Origin of the sequence: Novosphingobium sp. (assembly GCF_965229225.1) — a bacterium.
GTDB lineage: Bacteria > Pseudomonadota > Alphaproteobacteria > Sphingomonadales > Sphingomonadaceae > Novosphingobium.
Genome location: NZ_OZ245867.1, coordinates 1,984,155 through 1,998,331, shown reverse-complemented (window position 1 = coordinate 1,998,331; position 14,177 = coordinate 1,984,155). Strand labels below are relative to the sequence as shown.

15 protein-coding genes and 1 tRNA gene are annotated in these 14,177 nt (G+C 65.0%); 9 read left to right on the top strand and 7 right to left on the bottom strand.

Annotated elements, in window-relative coordinates; all coding sequences use genetic code 11:
* Positions 1-283 precede the first annotated feature (283 nt).
* Positions 284-1,936, top strand: a complete 1,653-nt coding sequence (locus ACO06X_RS09145) for a class I adenylate-forming enzyme family protein (protein WP_421839610.1) — start codon at positions 284-286, stop codon at positions 1,934-1,936.
* Between the two features lie 277 nt (positions 1,937-2,213).
* On the opposite strand, the gene ACO06X_RS09140 is transcribed toward ACO06X_RS09145, so the two are convergent.
* From ACO06X_RS09140 to ACO06X_RS09130, 3 genes are read right to left on the bottom strand one after another with little or no spacing between them, the layout of a single operon-like run.
* Positions 2,214-3,365, bottom strand: coding sequence for an acetyl-CoA acetyltransferase (locus ACO06X_RS09140; RefSeq protein WP_421839609.1), 1,152 nt, complete (start codon positions 3,363-3,365; stop codon positions 2,214-2,216).
* Positions 3,358-3,726, bottom strand: coding sequence for a Zn-ribbon domain-containing OB-fold protein (locus ACO06X_RS09135; protein ID WP_421839608.1), 369 nt, complete (start codon positions 3,724-3,726; stop codon positions 3,358-3,360). Before ACO06X_RS09135 ends, ACO06X_RS09140 begins: the two co-directional genes overlap by 8 nt.
* Complete coding sequence (locus tag ACO06X_RS09130) at positions 3,723-4,925, bottom strand: CaiB/BaiF CoA transferase family protein (protein ID WP_421839607.1); 1,203 nt, start codon at positions 4,923-4,925, stop codon at positions 3,723-3,725. The genes ACO06X_RS09135 and ACO06X_RS09130 overlap by 4 nt, the downstream gene beginning before the upstream one ends.
* 246 nt (positions 4,926-5,171) lie before the next feature.
* On the opposite strand from ACO06X_RS09130, the gene ACO06X_RS09125 reads away from it, so the two are divergent.
* Genes ACO06X_RS09125 through ACO06X_RS09115 form a run of 3 tightly spaced genes read left to right on the top strand, consistent with a single transcriptional unit; the run spans position 5,172 to position 7,958 of the window.
* Positions 5,172-5,933, top strand: coding sequence for an SDR family NAD(P)-dependent oxidoreductase (locus ACO06X_RS09125; RefSeq protein ID WP_421839606.1), 762 nt, complete (start codon positions 5,172-5,174; stop codon positions 5,931-5,933).
* Positions 5,934-5,946: 13 nt separating this feature from the next.
* A complete protein-coding gene (locus ACO06X_RS09120) occupies positions 5,947-7,314 on the top strand; it encodes an aromatic ring-hydroxylating oxygenase subunit alpha (RefSeq protein ID WP_421839605.1) in 1,368 nt (455 codons plus the stop codon).
* A complete protein-coding gene (locus ACO06X_RS09115; protein ID WP_421839604.1) occupies positions 7,311-7,958 on the top strand; it encodes an FMN-dependent NADH-azoreductase in 648 nt (215 codons plus the stop codon). The genes ACO06X_RS09120 and ACO06X_RS09115 overlap by 4 nt, the downstream gene beginning before the upstream one ends.
* On the opposite strand, the gene ACO06X_RS09110 is transcribed toward ACO06X_RS09115, so the two are convergent.
* Together ACO06X_RS09110 and ACO06X_RS09105 are read right to left on the bottom strand one after the other, a co-directional pair.
* Entirely contained in the window at positions 7,904-8,413 is a 510-nt protein-coding gene (locus tag ACO06X_RS09110; protein WP_421839603.1) for a MaoC/PaaZ C-terminal domain-containing protein, read from the bottom strand. The two genes, ACO06X_RS09115 and ACO06X_RS09110, sit on opposite strands and share 55 nt — an antisense overlap.
* Complete coding sequence (locus ACO06X_RS09105) at positions 8,410-9,654, bottom strand: aromatic ring-hydroxylating oxygenase subunit alpha (RefSeq protein WP_421839602.1); 1,245 nt, start codon at positions 9,652-9,654, stop codon at positions 8,410-8,412. Before ACO06X_RS09105 ends, ACO06X_RS09110 begins: the two co-directional genes overlap by 4 nt.
* 164 nt (positions 9,655-9,818) lie before the next feature.
* Between ACO06X_RS09105 and ACO06X_RS09100 the strand changes: the two genes are divergently transcribed.
* Entirely contained in the window at positions 9,819-10,283 is a 465-nt protein-coding gene (locus ACO06X_RS09100) for a VOC family protein (RefSeq protein WP_421839601.1), read from the top strand.
* Between the two features lie 20 nt (positions 10,284-10,303).
* Positions 10,304-10,657: a Rieske (2Fe-2S) protein gene (locus ACO06X_RS09095; protein ID WP_421839600.1), complete on the top strand. Its 354-nt coding sequence runs from the start codon at positions 10,304-10,306 to the stop codon at positions 10,655-10,657.
* A 24-nt stretch (positions 10,658-10,681) separates the two neighbouring features.
* Here ACO06X_RS09095 and ACO06X_RS09090 read toward each other — a convergent pair.
* Positions 10,682-10,756 (bottom strand) — tRNA-Val (locus ACO06X_RS09090).
* Positions 10,757-10,860: 104 nt separating this feature from the next.
* Between ACO06X_RS09090 and ACO06X_RS09085 the strand changes: the two genes are divergently transcribed.
* Entirely contained in the window at positions 10,861-11,178 is a 318-nt protein-coding gene (locus ACO06X_RS09085; RefSeq protein WP_421839599.1) for a DUF3297 family protein, read from the top strand.
* Positions 11,179-11,233: 55 nt separating this feature from the next.
* Here ACO06X_RS09085 and ACO06X_RS09080 read toward each other — a convergent pair whose 3' ends face one another.
* Complete coding sequence (locus ACO06X_RS09080; protein WP_421839877.1) at positions 11,234-12,124, bottom strand: LysR family transcriptional regulator; 891 nt, start codon at positions 12,122-12,124, stop codon at positions 11,234-11,236.
* Positions 12,125-12,227: 103 nt separating this feature from the next.
* On the opposite strand from ACO06X_RS09080, the gene ACO06X_RS09075 reads away from it, so the two are divergent.
* Together ACO06X_RS09075 and ACO06X_RS09070 are read left to right on the top strand one after the other, a co-directional pair.
* Positions 12,228-13,724 (top strand): CoA-acylating methylmalonate-semialdehyde dehydrogenase, encoded by a 1,497-nt coding sequence (locus tag ACO06X_RS09075; RefSeq protein WP_421839598.1) that lies wholly within the window; start codon positions 12,228-12,230, stop codon positions 13,722-13,724.
* Positions 13,725-13,727: 3 nt separating this feature from the next.
* Positions 13,728-14,111, top strand: coding sequence for a RidA family protein (locus ACO06X_RS09070; RefSeq protein WP_421839597.1), 384 nt, complete (start codon positions 13,728-13,730; stop codon positions 14,109-14,111).
* Positions 14,112-14,177: the final 66 nt, after the last annotated feature.

The following is a 14,177-nucleotide window of genomic DNA, read 5'->3' as shown; positions in this document are numbered from 1 at the left end:
GCTGCGCACCGGGTCCGGTACGCCTTGAAAACACCCTTAATGCGTTTTCATGCCTCGTAAAACCGCTGCCTCGACCGGTTCGGGGACAAGTACCCCGGCCTGCATCGCGGCGGCTGGTTGCCGATGGCATGATAGACATCGAATCAGCCGCACTGCACTTCCGTGCCGCGCTGGTTCAAGGCGTAACGCATCGCGCAGAAAAAGACAGATATGATTGTCTTTTTCGGCATCCTGTGTATCTCCGCATCAAGACCAATAAGGGGCCTGTCAGGCCGGGGGATGCATGACCGACGCGCAGCCAATCGCCACTGCACCTGTGCTTACCATGGGCGGCATGATCCGCGCTTCGGCGCAGGCCTTTGCCGAACGCGAGGCAGTGGTCTTCCCCGATCGGCGCATCACCTACGCGGGGCTTGATGCCGCAGCGCGACGCTGGGCCGCGGCCCTGATCGCGCTGGGCGTGCAGCCGGGCCAGCATGTCGGCCTGTTCATGCCGACATGCCCGCAATTTATCGAGGCTTTCTATGGCATTGCGATGGCCGGTGCCGTCGCCGTGCCAATCAATGCCCGGTATCAATCGCACGAGCTCGCCTATCTGGTGCGCGACGCCGATCTGGTTGTGCTGGTGACGGCAGGGCATGTGGCCGAGGGGCTGGACTACCGCGACCGGGTGCGCGCGGCGCTGCCTTCGCTGGCAGGCGCGGACACGGCGCGGGGGCTGAGCCTGGATGAAGCGCCGATGCTCCACACGATCATCTCGCTCGATGCCGCAGGCGCGGACGGGATGCTGCCGGTGGACAAGGCGCTGGCGCTGGGCGAGGGCACCGAAGCGCCGCTGATCGACCGGCGGATCGACGATGTCGATGCAGAGGACATCGCGATGATCCTCTATACCAGCGGGACGACGGCGAACCCCAAGGGCGCGCTCATTTCGCACCGCGCGCAAGTGGGCAACAGCCGGAACCTCGGCAAGCGCTACCTCTGCACGGCGGAGGACAAGGTGTGGTCGCCGCTGCCGATCTTCCACATCGCCGGCATCCTGCCGATGACGATGATCCTCGATCTGGGCGGGGTCTACATGACTGTGCCGCATTTCGAAGCGGGGCAGGCGCTGGCGATGCTGGGCGCGGAAGGCGCGACGATTGCCTATCCCAGCTTCGTCACGATCATGCAGGATCTGATCAATCATCCCACGTTCAAGACCACCGATCTTTCGAAGCTGCGCGTGATGAACTCCAACTTCGCGGTGCAGCCGGCGTGGATCAAGGACGCGGTGGTCTCCGCGATGCCGCACACGATCCAGGTGGGCACTTATGGCCTGACCGAGGCGGCGGGCACGGTTTCGACGAGCCGGCTGGACGACAGCTTCGAGGTGCGCACGGGGCGTTGCGGGTATCCGCTCGAGGACTGGGAGATGCGCATCGTCGATCCCGAAACCGGGCGTGACTGCGGTGCGGGCGAGCGCGGCGAGATCGTGCTGCGCGGGCCGCATATGCTGAAGGGCTATTACAACGCGCCGGAAAAGTCCGCCGAGGCGCTTCGGGATGGCTGGTTCTATACCGGCGACGTCGGCTCGGTCGATGCGGGCGGGAACGTGATGTTCCATGGGCGCACCAAGGACATGCTCAAGGTCGGCGGCGAGAATGTCGCGGCGGCGGAAATCGAATCCATGCTGCAGACCCATCCGGCGGTAAAGCTGGCGCAAGTCGTGGGCATTCCCGATGACCGCTATGTTGAAGTGGCGGCAGCCTTCGTAGAGCTGGCCGAAGGATCGGACGCGAGCGAGGCGGAGCTGATCGCGCACTGCAAGGGCAAGCTCGCGGGCTTCAAGATCCCGCGCCATGTGCGCATGGTGAGCGAGTGGCCGATGTCGACCTCGAAGATCCAGAAGTTCAAGCTGCGCGGCCAGCTGATCGAGGAACTGGGGTTGGGGTGAGCGCGAATTGAGGGTGACACAGGGTTACACCGTGTCACCTACAAATCGGTATGCCAAATGCATGATATGGCTGAAAAAATGCCGTGAAACGGATACGGCGACACGGTTTGCGTGCTGTGTTTTGTGAGCGAATCTGACGATTTCAAAGAGCGGGACGCAAGCTGCGTGCCGGGCATATCAGACCGGGTCAGTGTAGGAAAATCGGTGCGCACAACAGCTCAGGATTGCTTCGCTACGTGCGCAATGACGAGGTGAACGGTCCGTAGTGCCTCGGCGTTCAAACCGTCTCGGCGTTCCCGAAGATCACCGTCGCCTGCGCCGAAAGCGTGCCGCCGTTGCCGTGGGCGAGGGCGGTTTTCGCGCCAGCGATCTGGTTGGCCGCCGTCCCGCGCATCTGGCGCACCGCTTCGACCATCGCGAACATGCCGTACATGCCGGGGTGGCAGCATGAGAGGCCGCCGCCGTTGGTGTTGACCGGCAGCGAACCGCCGGGGGAAATCGCGCCGCTCGCCACGAACTTGCCGCCTTCGCCCTTGGCGCAGAAGCCGAGGTCTTCAAGGAACAGGATCGTGTTGATGGTGAAGGCATCGTAGAGTTGGACGGTGTCGATCTGGCCGGGCGTCAGGCCCGCCATCGCCATCGCGCGGGGGCCGGATTCAGCGGCGGAAGTCACCGTGATGTCCTCGGCCTGCGTGACCGAGTTGTACCAGGTCGCGGCGGCTGCGCCGAGCACGGGGACGAGCGGCTGGGGACCATCCTTGGCGCGGTCGGTGCGGGTGAGGACGAGCGCGGCGGCGCCATCCGTCACCAGGCAGCAATCGCGCGCGCGGATCGGGCTGCTGATGAGGCGCGAGGCGATGACGTCCTCGACCGAAAGCGGTCCCTTGGCAAAGGCCTCGGGATTGGTGTTGGCCCAGAGCCGCGCGGCAACCGCCACGCTCGCCAATTCCTCACGCGTCGTGCCGTACTGGTGCATATGGCGCGCGGCGGCGAGCGCGTAGAACGAAAGCGGGTACATCGGATTGTAGGGCGCGTCCCACCGGTCGGGCCGTGCGGGGGTAGAGAGCTTGCCGCCACTCGAACGCTGGTTGGCGCCATAGGCGATCACCGCGCAATCGAGGTACCCGGCATCGAGCATCATGCACGCGGTGACGAGGTGGCTCATGAATGAGGCACCGCCCGCGCGGTTGTTGTCGGTAAAGCGCGGGTGCAGGCCGAGATACTGCGCGAGGCTGAGGCCGGCGAAGAGATCATCGGGCAGCGCGATGAACAGGCCATCGACTTCCGAGAGGCCGATCGCGGCATCGGCGAGCGCGAGCTGGACGGCCTTGCCCGCCATTTCGATCGTCGAGTGGCCTGGCATTTCGCCCACGCCGAAAGTGGAAGCGCCTGCCACCGAAACACGGCCGCGCGGGAAAATGTCACCCATGGGCCTGCTCCACTGGATCGAAGACAATCTTGGGGGTCTCTCCGCCGACAATGCGCGCCTTGACCGCCATGCCGATGTGGAGCGTTTCGGGGCTAACGCCTTCAACACAGCCCATCATGCGCGCACCTTCCGCGAGGTCGATCAGCACGACGTTATAAGGCGGCTCGGGGGGTTTGCGCTGAATCCACGTGGCGGAATAGACGGTGCCAAGGCCCGTAGCCTCGAACCATTCGAGCTGCGCGCCGGTGCCAGGCGCGAAGGCGCGCGGGGGGAACACAGTGGCGCCGCCCGCAACCGGGCGCTGGAGGAGGAAGCGGCCCTCGGCAAGGGCGGCATCCCATTCGGCAGATGGGCCGCTCATGGCAGCACCGCGCCGCTGGCGACCATGGCCGCGATCTCGTCCTCAGCGAAGCCTGCCTCGGCGAGCACCGCGCTGTTGTCTGCGCCCAACGTCGGCCCGGGATCGCCAATGGCGCCGGGGGTGCCGGAAAAGTTCGTGGGGATGCCGGGATAGCGCAAGGTGCCAAGCTCCGTTTCAGCGCTGTGCCAGAAGCCCGTCTCGACCAGATGCGGATCGTGGAGCAGGTCCTGCAGCGAGGCGATGGGGGTTGCGGGGATTTCGGCGCGGCGGAACAGCTCCATCCACGCTTCGGTGCTGCGGGTAATCATCACCTTCTCGACCTCGGCCAGCACTGCCGAGATATTCTCGCTGCGGCTGCGCATCGAGGCGAACATCGGATCGTTCGACCACGCGGGATTGCCGAGTTCGCGGAAGAAGGCCAGCCACTGCTTGTCGTTGTAGATCATCACGCCGACATGGCCGTCCGCCGTCTTGTAGGGACGGCGAGAGGGCGAGGTGGCGCGGGGGTAGACCGGCGGGCCCAGCGGCGGATCGAACAGCGAGCCGCAGATGTGTTCGGTCGCGGCGAAGGAGACCAGCGTCTCGAACATCGGGACTTCGATTTCCTGGCCCTCGCCCGTCTTTTCGCGCGCATAGAGCGCGGCGATCACGGCATAGGCACCGGTGAGGCCGGCAACCTTGTCTGCAATGACGGTGGCGCTGTAGGTCGGCTCGCCGCCGGAAAGCTTGGCCTGCAGATCGACGATGCCCGAGGCGGCCTGCACGATGTCGTCATAGGCCGGATAGTCGCGGTAGGGGCCGCTGCGGCCATAGCCATAGAGATTGGCGTAGATGATCTTCGGATTGGCCGCCTTCAGCGCGGCATAGTCCAGCCCCAGCCGTGCGATGGCCTGCGCGCGCATCGAATGGATGAAGACGTCCGCGTCTTTGGCAAGGCGCAGCACGGCATCGCGTGCGGCCTGCTGCTTGAGATCGAGCGCGAGGCTGCGCTTGCCGCGGTTGACGTTGAGGAACATCGCGCCGCGCGTGGGATCGGGGCCGGGCGGGATGAAGCGCGTGGTATCGCCGGAGGGGCCTTCGATCTTGATCACGTCGGCGCCCAAGTCGGCGAAGATCTGCGTGGCGTAGGGGCCCATCAGCACGGCTGTGAGATCGAGCACGCGAACGCCCGCGAGGGGCCCTTTGCCGCGCCCGCTCATGCCCTCAATCCAGTGCTGCTTCCGGCGCTGAAGATGAGCCTTGAATGCCCCATGATTCTCCCGTTTCTCCAGCCTCTCCGCCGGTCGTTGACCTCGCTATGGCGGACCATAAAAAAGCATTCAAGCATGTTTTTTTCTTGGCGGGTGAGCCCCGCCCCCATAGAGTGCGCGGCGACAAGAGGAGCGGGCATTTCGAGCCATGCGCGCAAGCGCCGATGGTAGCCCCGCCGCAGGAAAGGACAAGGCATGGATCTGGGACTTCAGGGCAAGAAGGCGATCGTCGTCGGCGGCGCCCGCGGCATCGGCTATGCGGTGGCCGAGATCCTGGCACGCGAGGGTGCCGATGTGGCGATCAGCGCGCGCGGCGAAGATAGCGTGAAGGACGCGGTGGCGGCGCTCTCGCGCTATGGCACGCACGTGGTGGGCAAGCCCTGCAACGTGAAGAAGGCGGACGACTACAAGGCATGGCTGGAGTGGGCCATCGAAGCGCTGGAAGGCGTCGACGTGCTCGTGCCGCTCAGCTCGGCGGGCGGCGGCATGGGCAGCGAAAAGTACTGGCACAACGCGTTCGAGACCGATGTGATGGGCCCGGTGCGCGCGATCGAGGCGGTGATCCCGGTGATGACCCAGCGCAAGGGCGGCTCCATCGTGCTCGTTGCGACTACCAGCGCATTGGAGGCCATGGGCGGCCCGCAGGCCTACAACGCGATGAAAGCCTCGCTGATCACGTATGGCAAGCAGCTGGCGCTGGCGCATGGCAAGGATGGTATCCGCGTCAATGTCGTCTCGCCCGGCCCCATCGAGTTCGAGGGCGGCAACTGGGACATGATCAAGGGCACGATGGAGAAGTTCTACCAGTCGCAGCTGCGCCAGCAGCCGATGGGGCGGCTCGGGAAGCCCGAAGAAGTGGCGCGCGCGATCGTGTTCCTTGCCAGCGAGGCGGCCAGCTGGTGCAGCGGTTCGCACCTCGTGGTCGATGGCGCCTTCACCAACCGGACGCACTTCTGAGATGAGTGAGCCCGTGACCCACCGGCCCGTCACGTGGGATACGTCGAAGATGGACGTGAAGCGCGTCGTCGATGTGATCCGCGTTTCGCCCGACGACAATCCCAGCCGCACGCCGGTGGACAAGGCGCCCGATCCGCAGTTGGGGCATGATCTGATCCCGGCAGAGCGGTACTACTCCGAAGAATTCATGAAGCTCGAATGGGAGCGGGTGTGGACAAAGGTTTGGCTGCTCGGCGGGCGCGCCGACGATATCCCGGAGCCGGGCGATTACATCTGCACCGAGATCGGCAAGGAAAGCGTGCTGATCGTGCGCCAGCATGATGGCTCATTGCGCTGCTTCCCCAATGTGTGCCTCCACCGCGGCAACCGCCTGCGGCCCGAGGGGATCGGCAACGCGCAAGCGTTTCGCTGCATGTATCACCACTGGACCTACGGGCTTGATGGCAAGATCGAGCGCCTGCCGGACCTCTGCACCTTCCCGCAAGGGGGGCCTCCGGGCATGACCTTGCCGAGCCTGCCGGTGACGGAGTGGAACAGCTTCGTGTGGTTCTCGCTGAACCCGGATGTGGAACCGTTCGACGACTACATCGCCCCGCTGAAGGACCACCTCGAGCCCTATCACCCCGAGCGCATGGCGTGGAAACGCGATGTGACGGTGGAGTGGGACTGCAACTGGAAGGCCTCGGTCGATGCCTTCAACGAGACCTATCACGTGCAGGGCATCCACCCGCAACTGCTGTGGTATCTCGATGACGTCAACGTGCAGATCGACTGCTACGAACGGCACAACCGCTACCTGATCCCGTTCGCCGCGATCTCCCCGCGCGTTGCGATGCCGAGCACGATCCCGCCCGCGATCGACGAGATCATGCGCCATGCGGGGATGGACCCGGCGGAGTACGAAGGCCGCGTGAGCGACATTCGCCGCGATGTGCAGCTGTTCAAGCGGGCCAACGGCAAAGCGCAGGGCAAGGACTATTCGGCGCTGAACGACGATCAGCTGACCGATGATTACCACTACATGATCTTTCCGAACGTGGCGCTCAACGTCCATGCGGACGACATCATGATGTTCCGCCAGCGTCCGCACGCGACCGATCCGAACAAGATGCTCTATGACGTGTGGGTGTTCGAGCTGGTGCCCGAAGGCGAGCCTTGGCCCGAGCGCGCGAAGCATCGCCGCTTCAAGCATGGCGACCGCAGCATCGGGCAAGTGCTCGATCAGGATGCCTACAACCTGCCCACGGTGCAGGCGGGGATGAAGAGCAGCGGTTTTCCGGGCCTGTGGATCGGCGAGCAGGAACTGCGCATCCGCCATTTCCACAAGGTGCTCGACGATTACATCTACGGGCCGGGCTGCAAGCAGCCGGGGGACTTGTGAGCGAGCGCATCCTCCATGTGATCGGTTCCCCGCGGGGGGATCGCTCGCGTTCGGTGAAGGTGGCGCAGCGGCTGATTGCGGGGCTGGTGGCCGCGAACCCCGACGCCGTGGTCGAGACACTGAACGTATGCGAGGCGGAGCTTCCCGCACTGACCGGCCCGGTAATCGAGGGGCGCTATGCGCTGATCGAGGGCCGCGAAGTGGCGGACGAAGTGCGCGCTGCTTGGGCGCAGATCGGCGCGGCGGTGGCGCATTTCCTCTCGTTCGATTGCGTCGTGTTCAGCGTGCCGATGTGGAACTTCGGCATTCCCTGGCAGCTCAAGCAGTACATCGACACGATCACCCAGCCGGGCATGGCGTTTCGCGTCTCGGAAACGGGCGTGGAAGGGTTGGGTGCGGGCAAGCGGGCCATTCTGGTGGCCTCGGGCGCGCTCGACATCCGGCCAGGCGCACCCGGCGCGGAGCTGGATCATCAGGTGCGCTTCATGCAGGCGTGGCTGGGCTTTATCGGCATCACCGACCTGCATGTGGTCCACTTGCGGCCAACTTACGGCCCGCCCGAAGCGGTCGAGGCCGCGATGGACGAGGCCTATGCCTCCGCCGAAGCGCTGGTGGCCGATCTGTCGCGCGCATCGCGCGTATAGACGAGGTTGGTGCTCTCGAAGGTCACACACTCGGTGCCGTCTTCAAGGCTGACGACATAGCGCGTGACAGCGGTGCCGCGTGGCTTGCCGCTGCGCGAGGGCTCCAGACTGAGGATCTCGCTGGAAACGCGCAAGCTGTCCCCCGCGCGCACAGCACGTTTGAGGCGCAGCCGGTCCCAGCCCACGCCGCAGACGAAATCGATATCGCCATTGATCGCGTGGTCCATCTGCCGCCAGATCGCCAGTACATGGATGCCGCTTGCGACAACCTCGCCGAAGACCGAAGCGCGCGCGGCTTCGGGATCGGTGTGAAACCATTGCGGATCGTGCGCGCGGGCAAATTCGACGATTTCCGCCTCGGTGACGGTGCGCGTGGGCGAGAGTTTCGCCTCACCCACGCGCAAGTCCTCGAAGGTCCGCCAGGGCGTGCCGAGCGGGGATAGCGTATCCGTCATTCGCGGACGATGAAGGGCGCGAGCACCGGCTTCACGCGCAAGTTCTCCGGCACGTTCTCAACGCCGATCCGGCGGTCGAGCTCTTCGTGCCAGTTGTAGATGCGGCGCTCCTGATAATTGAGCGACATGCCCTTGAAGCCCGGACCTTCGACCGATTCCTGAATCTGCGGGGCGAACTGCAGGTCTTCGTAAAGAATGCGCTCCCAGTTCTTGATGCGCATCTCCCATAGCGGGTGGGGGTTGGCGGCATCATGCTCGGGCGCGAGCCAGGTCGAAACGACGCGGGTGCGCTTGGGTCCCATCGGCCAGAATTGCAGCAGCGGAATGCCGGTCGGCGCGGGCGGCATGATGAAGTTGGGGTAGATCGAATAGCTGACGTTGTTCTTCGCCACGAACTCCGAGATCGTCGGGATCTCGGGCATGCCGACGGTGCCGGGATCGATCCAGCCTTCACGGCGGTTGGGCGTTGCCATGCGGCTATGGCCATTGGGCCAGAGCGTGACGATCATTGCGCGGTGATCGAGGAAGCGGTCGACCGTGTTCTCGTGGATCGACTTGAGATGATAGACTTCAAGGAACGCGTCGAGCAGCACCTTGACGTTGCACTCGGTCTCGTAAGTCCGGCTATCGACGAGGCGCAGCGTTTCAAGCTGAAGCTGTTCGAGTTCTGCCGCCATCGGGCCGATATGCTGGATCAGCGGTTCGGCATCCGGATCGGCGTTGAGGAAGATCAGGCTGCCGAGCAGCTCGCAGCGCACCTGGCTGAGCGAGTGGCAGGAAAAATCGAAGCCCTCTGCAAAATCGCGCCGGTCGCGCACGGCGGTGAGCTTGCCTTCCAGCGTATAGGACCAGCCATGATAGCCGCAGACGAACCCACGCGAAGTGCCGCTCTCCTCCTTTACGAGAGGTGCGCCGCGGTGCTGGCACGTGTTGTAGTAGGCGCGGATGTCCCCCGCGAGCGTGCGGGTGACGATGACAGGGGAGCCGGTGTTGCGGCAGAGGAACCATGAACCGGGTTCGGGAAGCTGGTCCACGTGCCCCGCATAGAGCCACGAGCGCTGCCACATCCCCTTTTCCTCGAGTTCAAGGAAGGCGGGATCGACATAGCGTCCGCCGGGGATCGAGGGGAGCGCAGGGAAATCGACCGGCGGACCATTGCGCTCGCGTTCCCAGGTCATGCGTGCGAGATCGTCGGCAGGCGGCGATACGATGGGGGGCTTGGCGGTCAGGGCTTCGGACATCGGTTGCTCTCCCGGAACGCCCGAGTACGCCGGCGCTCCGTTTGCAGTTTAAAAACATTCATGTATGCTTGTAAAGCGATGGTTTAGAGGTCTTCTTTGGTCATTTTTTAATCTATAAAACATAGGCTTGCCTAGGTATGGCGGGCAAGGCGGGAGTGAAGCGAATGGAGATTTTGGCGGGTATCTTTCACCATGGCGTGATCGTCGACGATCTGGAAGCGGCCATGGCCCGGTTCAGTGCGACGATGGGCTGTACCTGGACCCCGGTGCGCACGTTCGATCCGATGCCGGTGTGGAACGCGGCGGGCGAGCAGCTCGAGGCGAAGCTGCGCGTGGTCTATTCGCATCAGGGGCCGCTGCGGATGGAACTCATCGAAAGCGTCCCGGGCTCGGCCTATGACGCAATGCGCGCGCTGGGCCCCTCGCACCTTGGTGTGTGGGTCGATTCGGTGGCGGACAGCGTGGCGGCGATGCTGGCGGATGGCTGGGAACTGGTGCTCGGCGGCGCGCCGGCCGATCAGGGCCACGGCGCGATCGCCTATCTCTCGCGTCCCGGCAGCCCGGTGATCGAACTGGTGGCGCGCGCGATCACGCCGATGATGGAAGAATGGTGGGCGGCGACGGAGTGAGTAGGGGAGTGAGTGGGGCAATGAGCACGACCTGGCATGATCTGCTGCCCGAGGCCGACTTCCCGGCCGAGGGCAAGCTCGCGGCGCGGGTGGCGGGCTGGCACGTGCTGGTGCTGCGCGCGGACGACGGCAGCTTTCGCGCTGTCAACGACCGCTGCACGCATCAGGCAGCGCAGCTTTCCGGAGGCCGCGTGCGGCGCGGCGCGGTGATGTGCCCGCTCCACGGCGCGCGGTTCGATGTGCTGACAGGCAAGTGCCTCGGCGCGGCCTATCCCGATTTGCGCACCTTTGCGGTGCGCGTGGAAGGCGGCCGGATCGCGGTGGAAGTGCCAGATGCGCCGCCGGGGCCGGGGGAAATGCCAGTGACAAGCTAGGGCTGGCACCACCGGCGAGGCCGGTGGTGGGCGCGGCAGGGATTGAACCTGCGACCCCACCCGTGTGAAGGGTGTGCTCTACCACTGAGCTACGCGCCCGCGCGGCGGGGCCACGCGCATGGCATGGCGGCCGGACAGGGGCGGGCCTCTGCCATGACGGGGCTTGATTGACAAGTGGGGGGATCAAGATATTTGCGGCCCCCATGACCGAAGAAGCTTCAGCTCCCGAATCTGCCGTTCCCGCCACCAACGCCGGACCGGACGTGCCCCCCGATCACCTCGCGATCAATCCGCGCAGCCCGTTCTTCGATGCGGAGAAGCTGCGCAGGGGCATCGGCATCCGCTTCAAGGGCACGGTGCGCCGCAATGTCGAGGAGTATTGCATCTCCGAAGGCTGGGTGCGCGTGCAGGCGGGCAAGACCATGGACCGCAAGGGCAACCCGCTGACGCTGAAGCTCTCCGGGCCGGTCGAGGCGTGGTACGAAGATCTTGGCGACGATGCGCCGGTGGCGAAGCTCTGATTTTCTGATCCTCTCCATTTTCCCCTGAGCTTGTCGAAGGGGTAAATGGGGAAGATCACGGCGGCAATAGCCGCCCGCGTTCGCGCTCAACCAGTCCTGTGAGCCACGTCTTGAACGCCTGAACGCGTGCGAGCGCATGCGTATCCTTGTGCATGACGAGCCAGAACGATCTGGTGATGCGCCGCTCCGGCAGCACGGGCACGAGGCTGAGGTCCGCATCACCGATGAAGCAGGGCAGCACCCCGATGCCTGCGCCTGCGGCGATCAGGCGGTGCTGCGCGTTGATCGAGGACGAGCGGACCGTGGCGGCAAGGCCGGGCTCGATCTCCGCGAGGTAGCGCAGTTCGGGAGCGTAGAGCAGATCGGGCACATAGCCGACGAGGGCGTGGCCCTTGGCGAGGTCTGACGGGCGGCGCAGCGGGGCGTGGCCGGAAAGGTACTCCGGGCAGGCGTAGAGCCTGAGGTGGTAGTCTGACAGCTTGCCCGCGATGACGGGGCCAGCACGCGGGCGCGAGAGGGTGACGGCAAGGTCCGCCTCGCGCTTCGAAGGGCTGAGGAAGCCGGAGTTCGCCACCAGGTCGATCACCAGCCTTGGATGTGCAGCAGTAAAGCTGCCGAGCGCGGGGGCGACGATCCAGCTGGCGAAACCTTCGGAAAGGCTGACGCGCAGCAGGCCCGCCGGGCCGCCGCCGCCATGTTCGGCAATGCGGCTCGCGGCGCGCTCCATGGCTTCGACTTCGACCAGCATAGCCTCGCCCGCTTCGGTGAGCACCTGGCCCTCGCGCGTCTGTTCGAACAGGGTGGCGCCGATGCGGGTTTCGAGGCGGCGCAGGCGGCGGCCCATGGTCGTGGCATCGACGCCTATGGCCTGCGCCGCGCGGGCGAGCTGCCCGGCACGGGCGATGGCGAGAAAGGTCTGGAAATCACTCCAGTCTGGGGCCTGCATCATTGCAGGCATCCCTCGCATTTTCTCACCTTGCTTGCAAATCGTCGGGGGTGCAGGGAAATGCCCAAGGTCCACGGACCATTTCGTCAGGAAAGGATGCAGCATGCGCCAGATCGATCATTTCATTGTCGGCGGTTCGGGCGGGGCTCCGGCACGCAAGGGCCCGGTGTTCGATCCCAACACCGGCGCAGTGCAAGCTGAAGTCGCGCTGGGCACGTCCGATACGCTGGAACGCGCGGTGCAGGCCGCGCTGGCGGCGCAGCCTGCCTGGGCTGCGGTCAACCCGCAGCGTCGTGCCCGCGTGATGTTCGAATTCAAGCGGCTGGTCGAGGCGAACATCGACGAGCTGGCGCATCTGCTTTCGTCCGAACATGGCAAGGTCATCGCCGATTCGAAGGGTGACATCCAGCGCGGGCTCGAAGTGATCGAGTTCTGCTGCGGCATCCCGCATGTGCTGAAGGGTGAATATACGCAAGGCGCAGGTCCCGGCATCGACATCTATTCGATGCGCCAGCCGATCGGCATTGGTGCAGGCATCACGCCGTTCAACTTCCCGGGCATGATCCCGCTGTGGATGTCGGGTGTTGCCATCGCCACCGGCAATGCCTTCATCATCAAGCCTTCAGAGCGCGATCCTTCCGTGCCCGTGCGCTTTGCCGAGCTGTTCCTTGAGGCAGGTCTGCCCGAAGGCATCTGCCAGGTCGTCCATGGCGACAAGGAAATGGTCGACGCCATCCTGGATCATCCGGCGATCGCCGCGGTGAGCTTCGTCGGCTCGTCTGATATCGCGCATTATGTCTACAACCGCGGCGTCGCCGCCGGAAAGCGCGTGCAGGCGATGGGCGGGGCCAAGAACCACGGCATCGTGATGCCGGATGCCGATCTCGATCAGGTGGTGAATGATCTGGCGGGCGCCGCTTTCGGTTCGGCGGGCGAGCGCTGCATGGCGCTGCCGGTGGTCGTGCCGGTTGGTGAGGAAACCGCCGAGCGGCTCAAGGCCAAGCTGATCCCGGCGATCGAAAAGCTGCGCGTCGGCATCTCGACCGATGCCGATTGCCACTACGGTCCGGTCGTCACTGCCGCGCACAAGGCGAACATCGAGCGCTGGATCGACCGCTGCGAGGCGGAGGGCGGCGAGATCGTGATCGACGGGCGCGGCTTCACCTTGCAGGGCCATGAGAACGGCTTCTTCGTCGGCCCGACGCTGATCGACCACGTCACGGCCGACATGGAAAGCTACCAGAACGAGATCTTCGGCCCCGTGCTGCAGATCGTGCGCGCGAAGGACTTCGAGGAAGCGCTCGCGCTGCCTTCGAAGCACCAGTATGGCAACGGCGTGGCGCTGTTCACCCGCAGCGGCAACGCGGCGCGCGAGTTTGCAGCGCGGGTCAATGTCGGCATGGTCGGCATAAACGTGCCGATCCCCGTGCCGGTTGCCTATCACACCTTCGGCGGCTGGAAGCGGTCGGCCTTCGGTGACACCAACCAGCACGGCATGGAAGGCGTCAAGTTCTGGACGAAGGTCAAGACCGTCACGCAGCGTTGGCCGGATGGGCTGCCTGACAGCGGCAACGCCTTTGTTATCCCGACGATGGCGTAATCCTTGTCCAAGTCGCGCGTTTCCAGCGGTTCGCCGCTCGAACCGGTGATCGGCTTTTCCCGGGCAATCCGCACGGGCAAGCAGATCATGGTGGCAGGAACGGCACCGATCGAGCCGGATGGATCGACCACACCCGGCGACGCGGCGGCGCAGATGGAGCGCTGCTGCGCGATCGTGGCGCGCGCGATTGCTGACCTTGGCGGCGATATCGCCGATACGGTGCGGACCTGCATCTACCTGACCGATCGGGCCGATTTCGATGCGGTGGCCCGCGTTCATGGCAAGTGGTTTGGCGCGGCGCGGCCCGCGACGACAACGCTCATCGTATCGGGTTTCGTCCGTCCGGAATGGAAGGTCGAGATCGAAGCCGAGGTGATGGAGGCGTGATGCTGGCCGCATCCGAAGCCGGAAGCGGGGGCGCCCTTCGCGGGCTGAGCGCACCGTTCGCGGCGG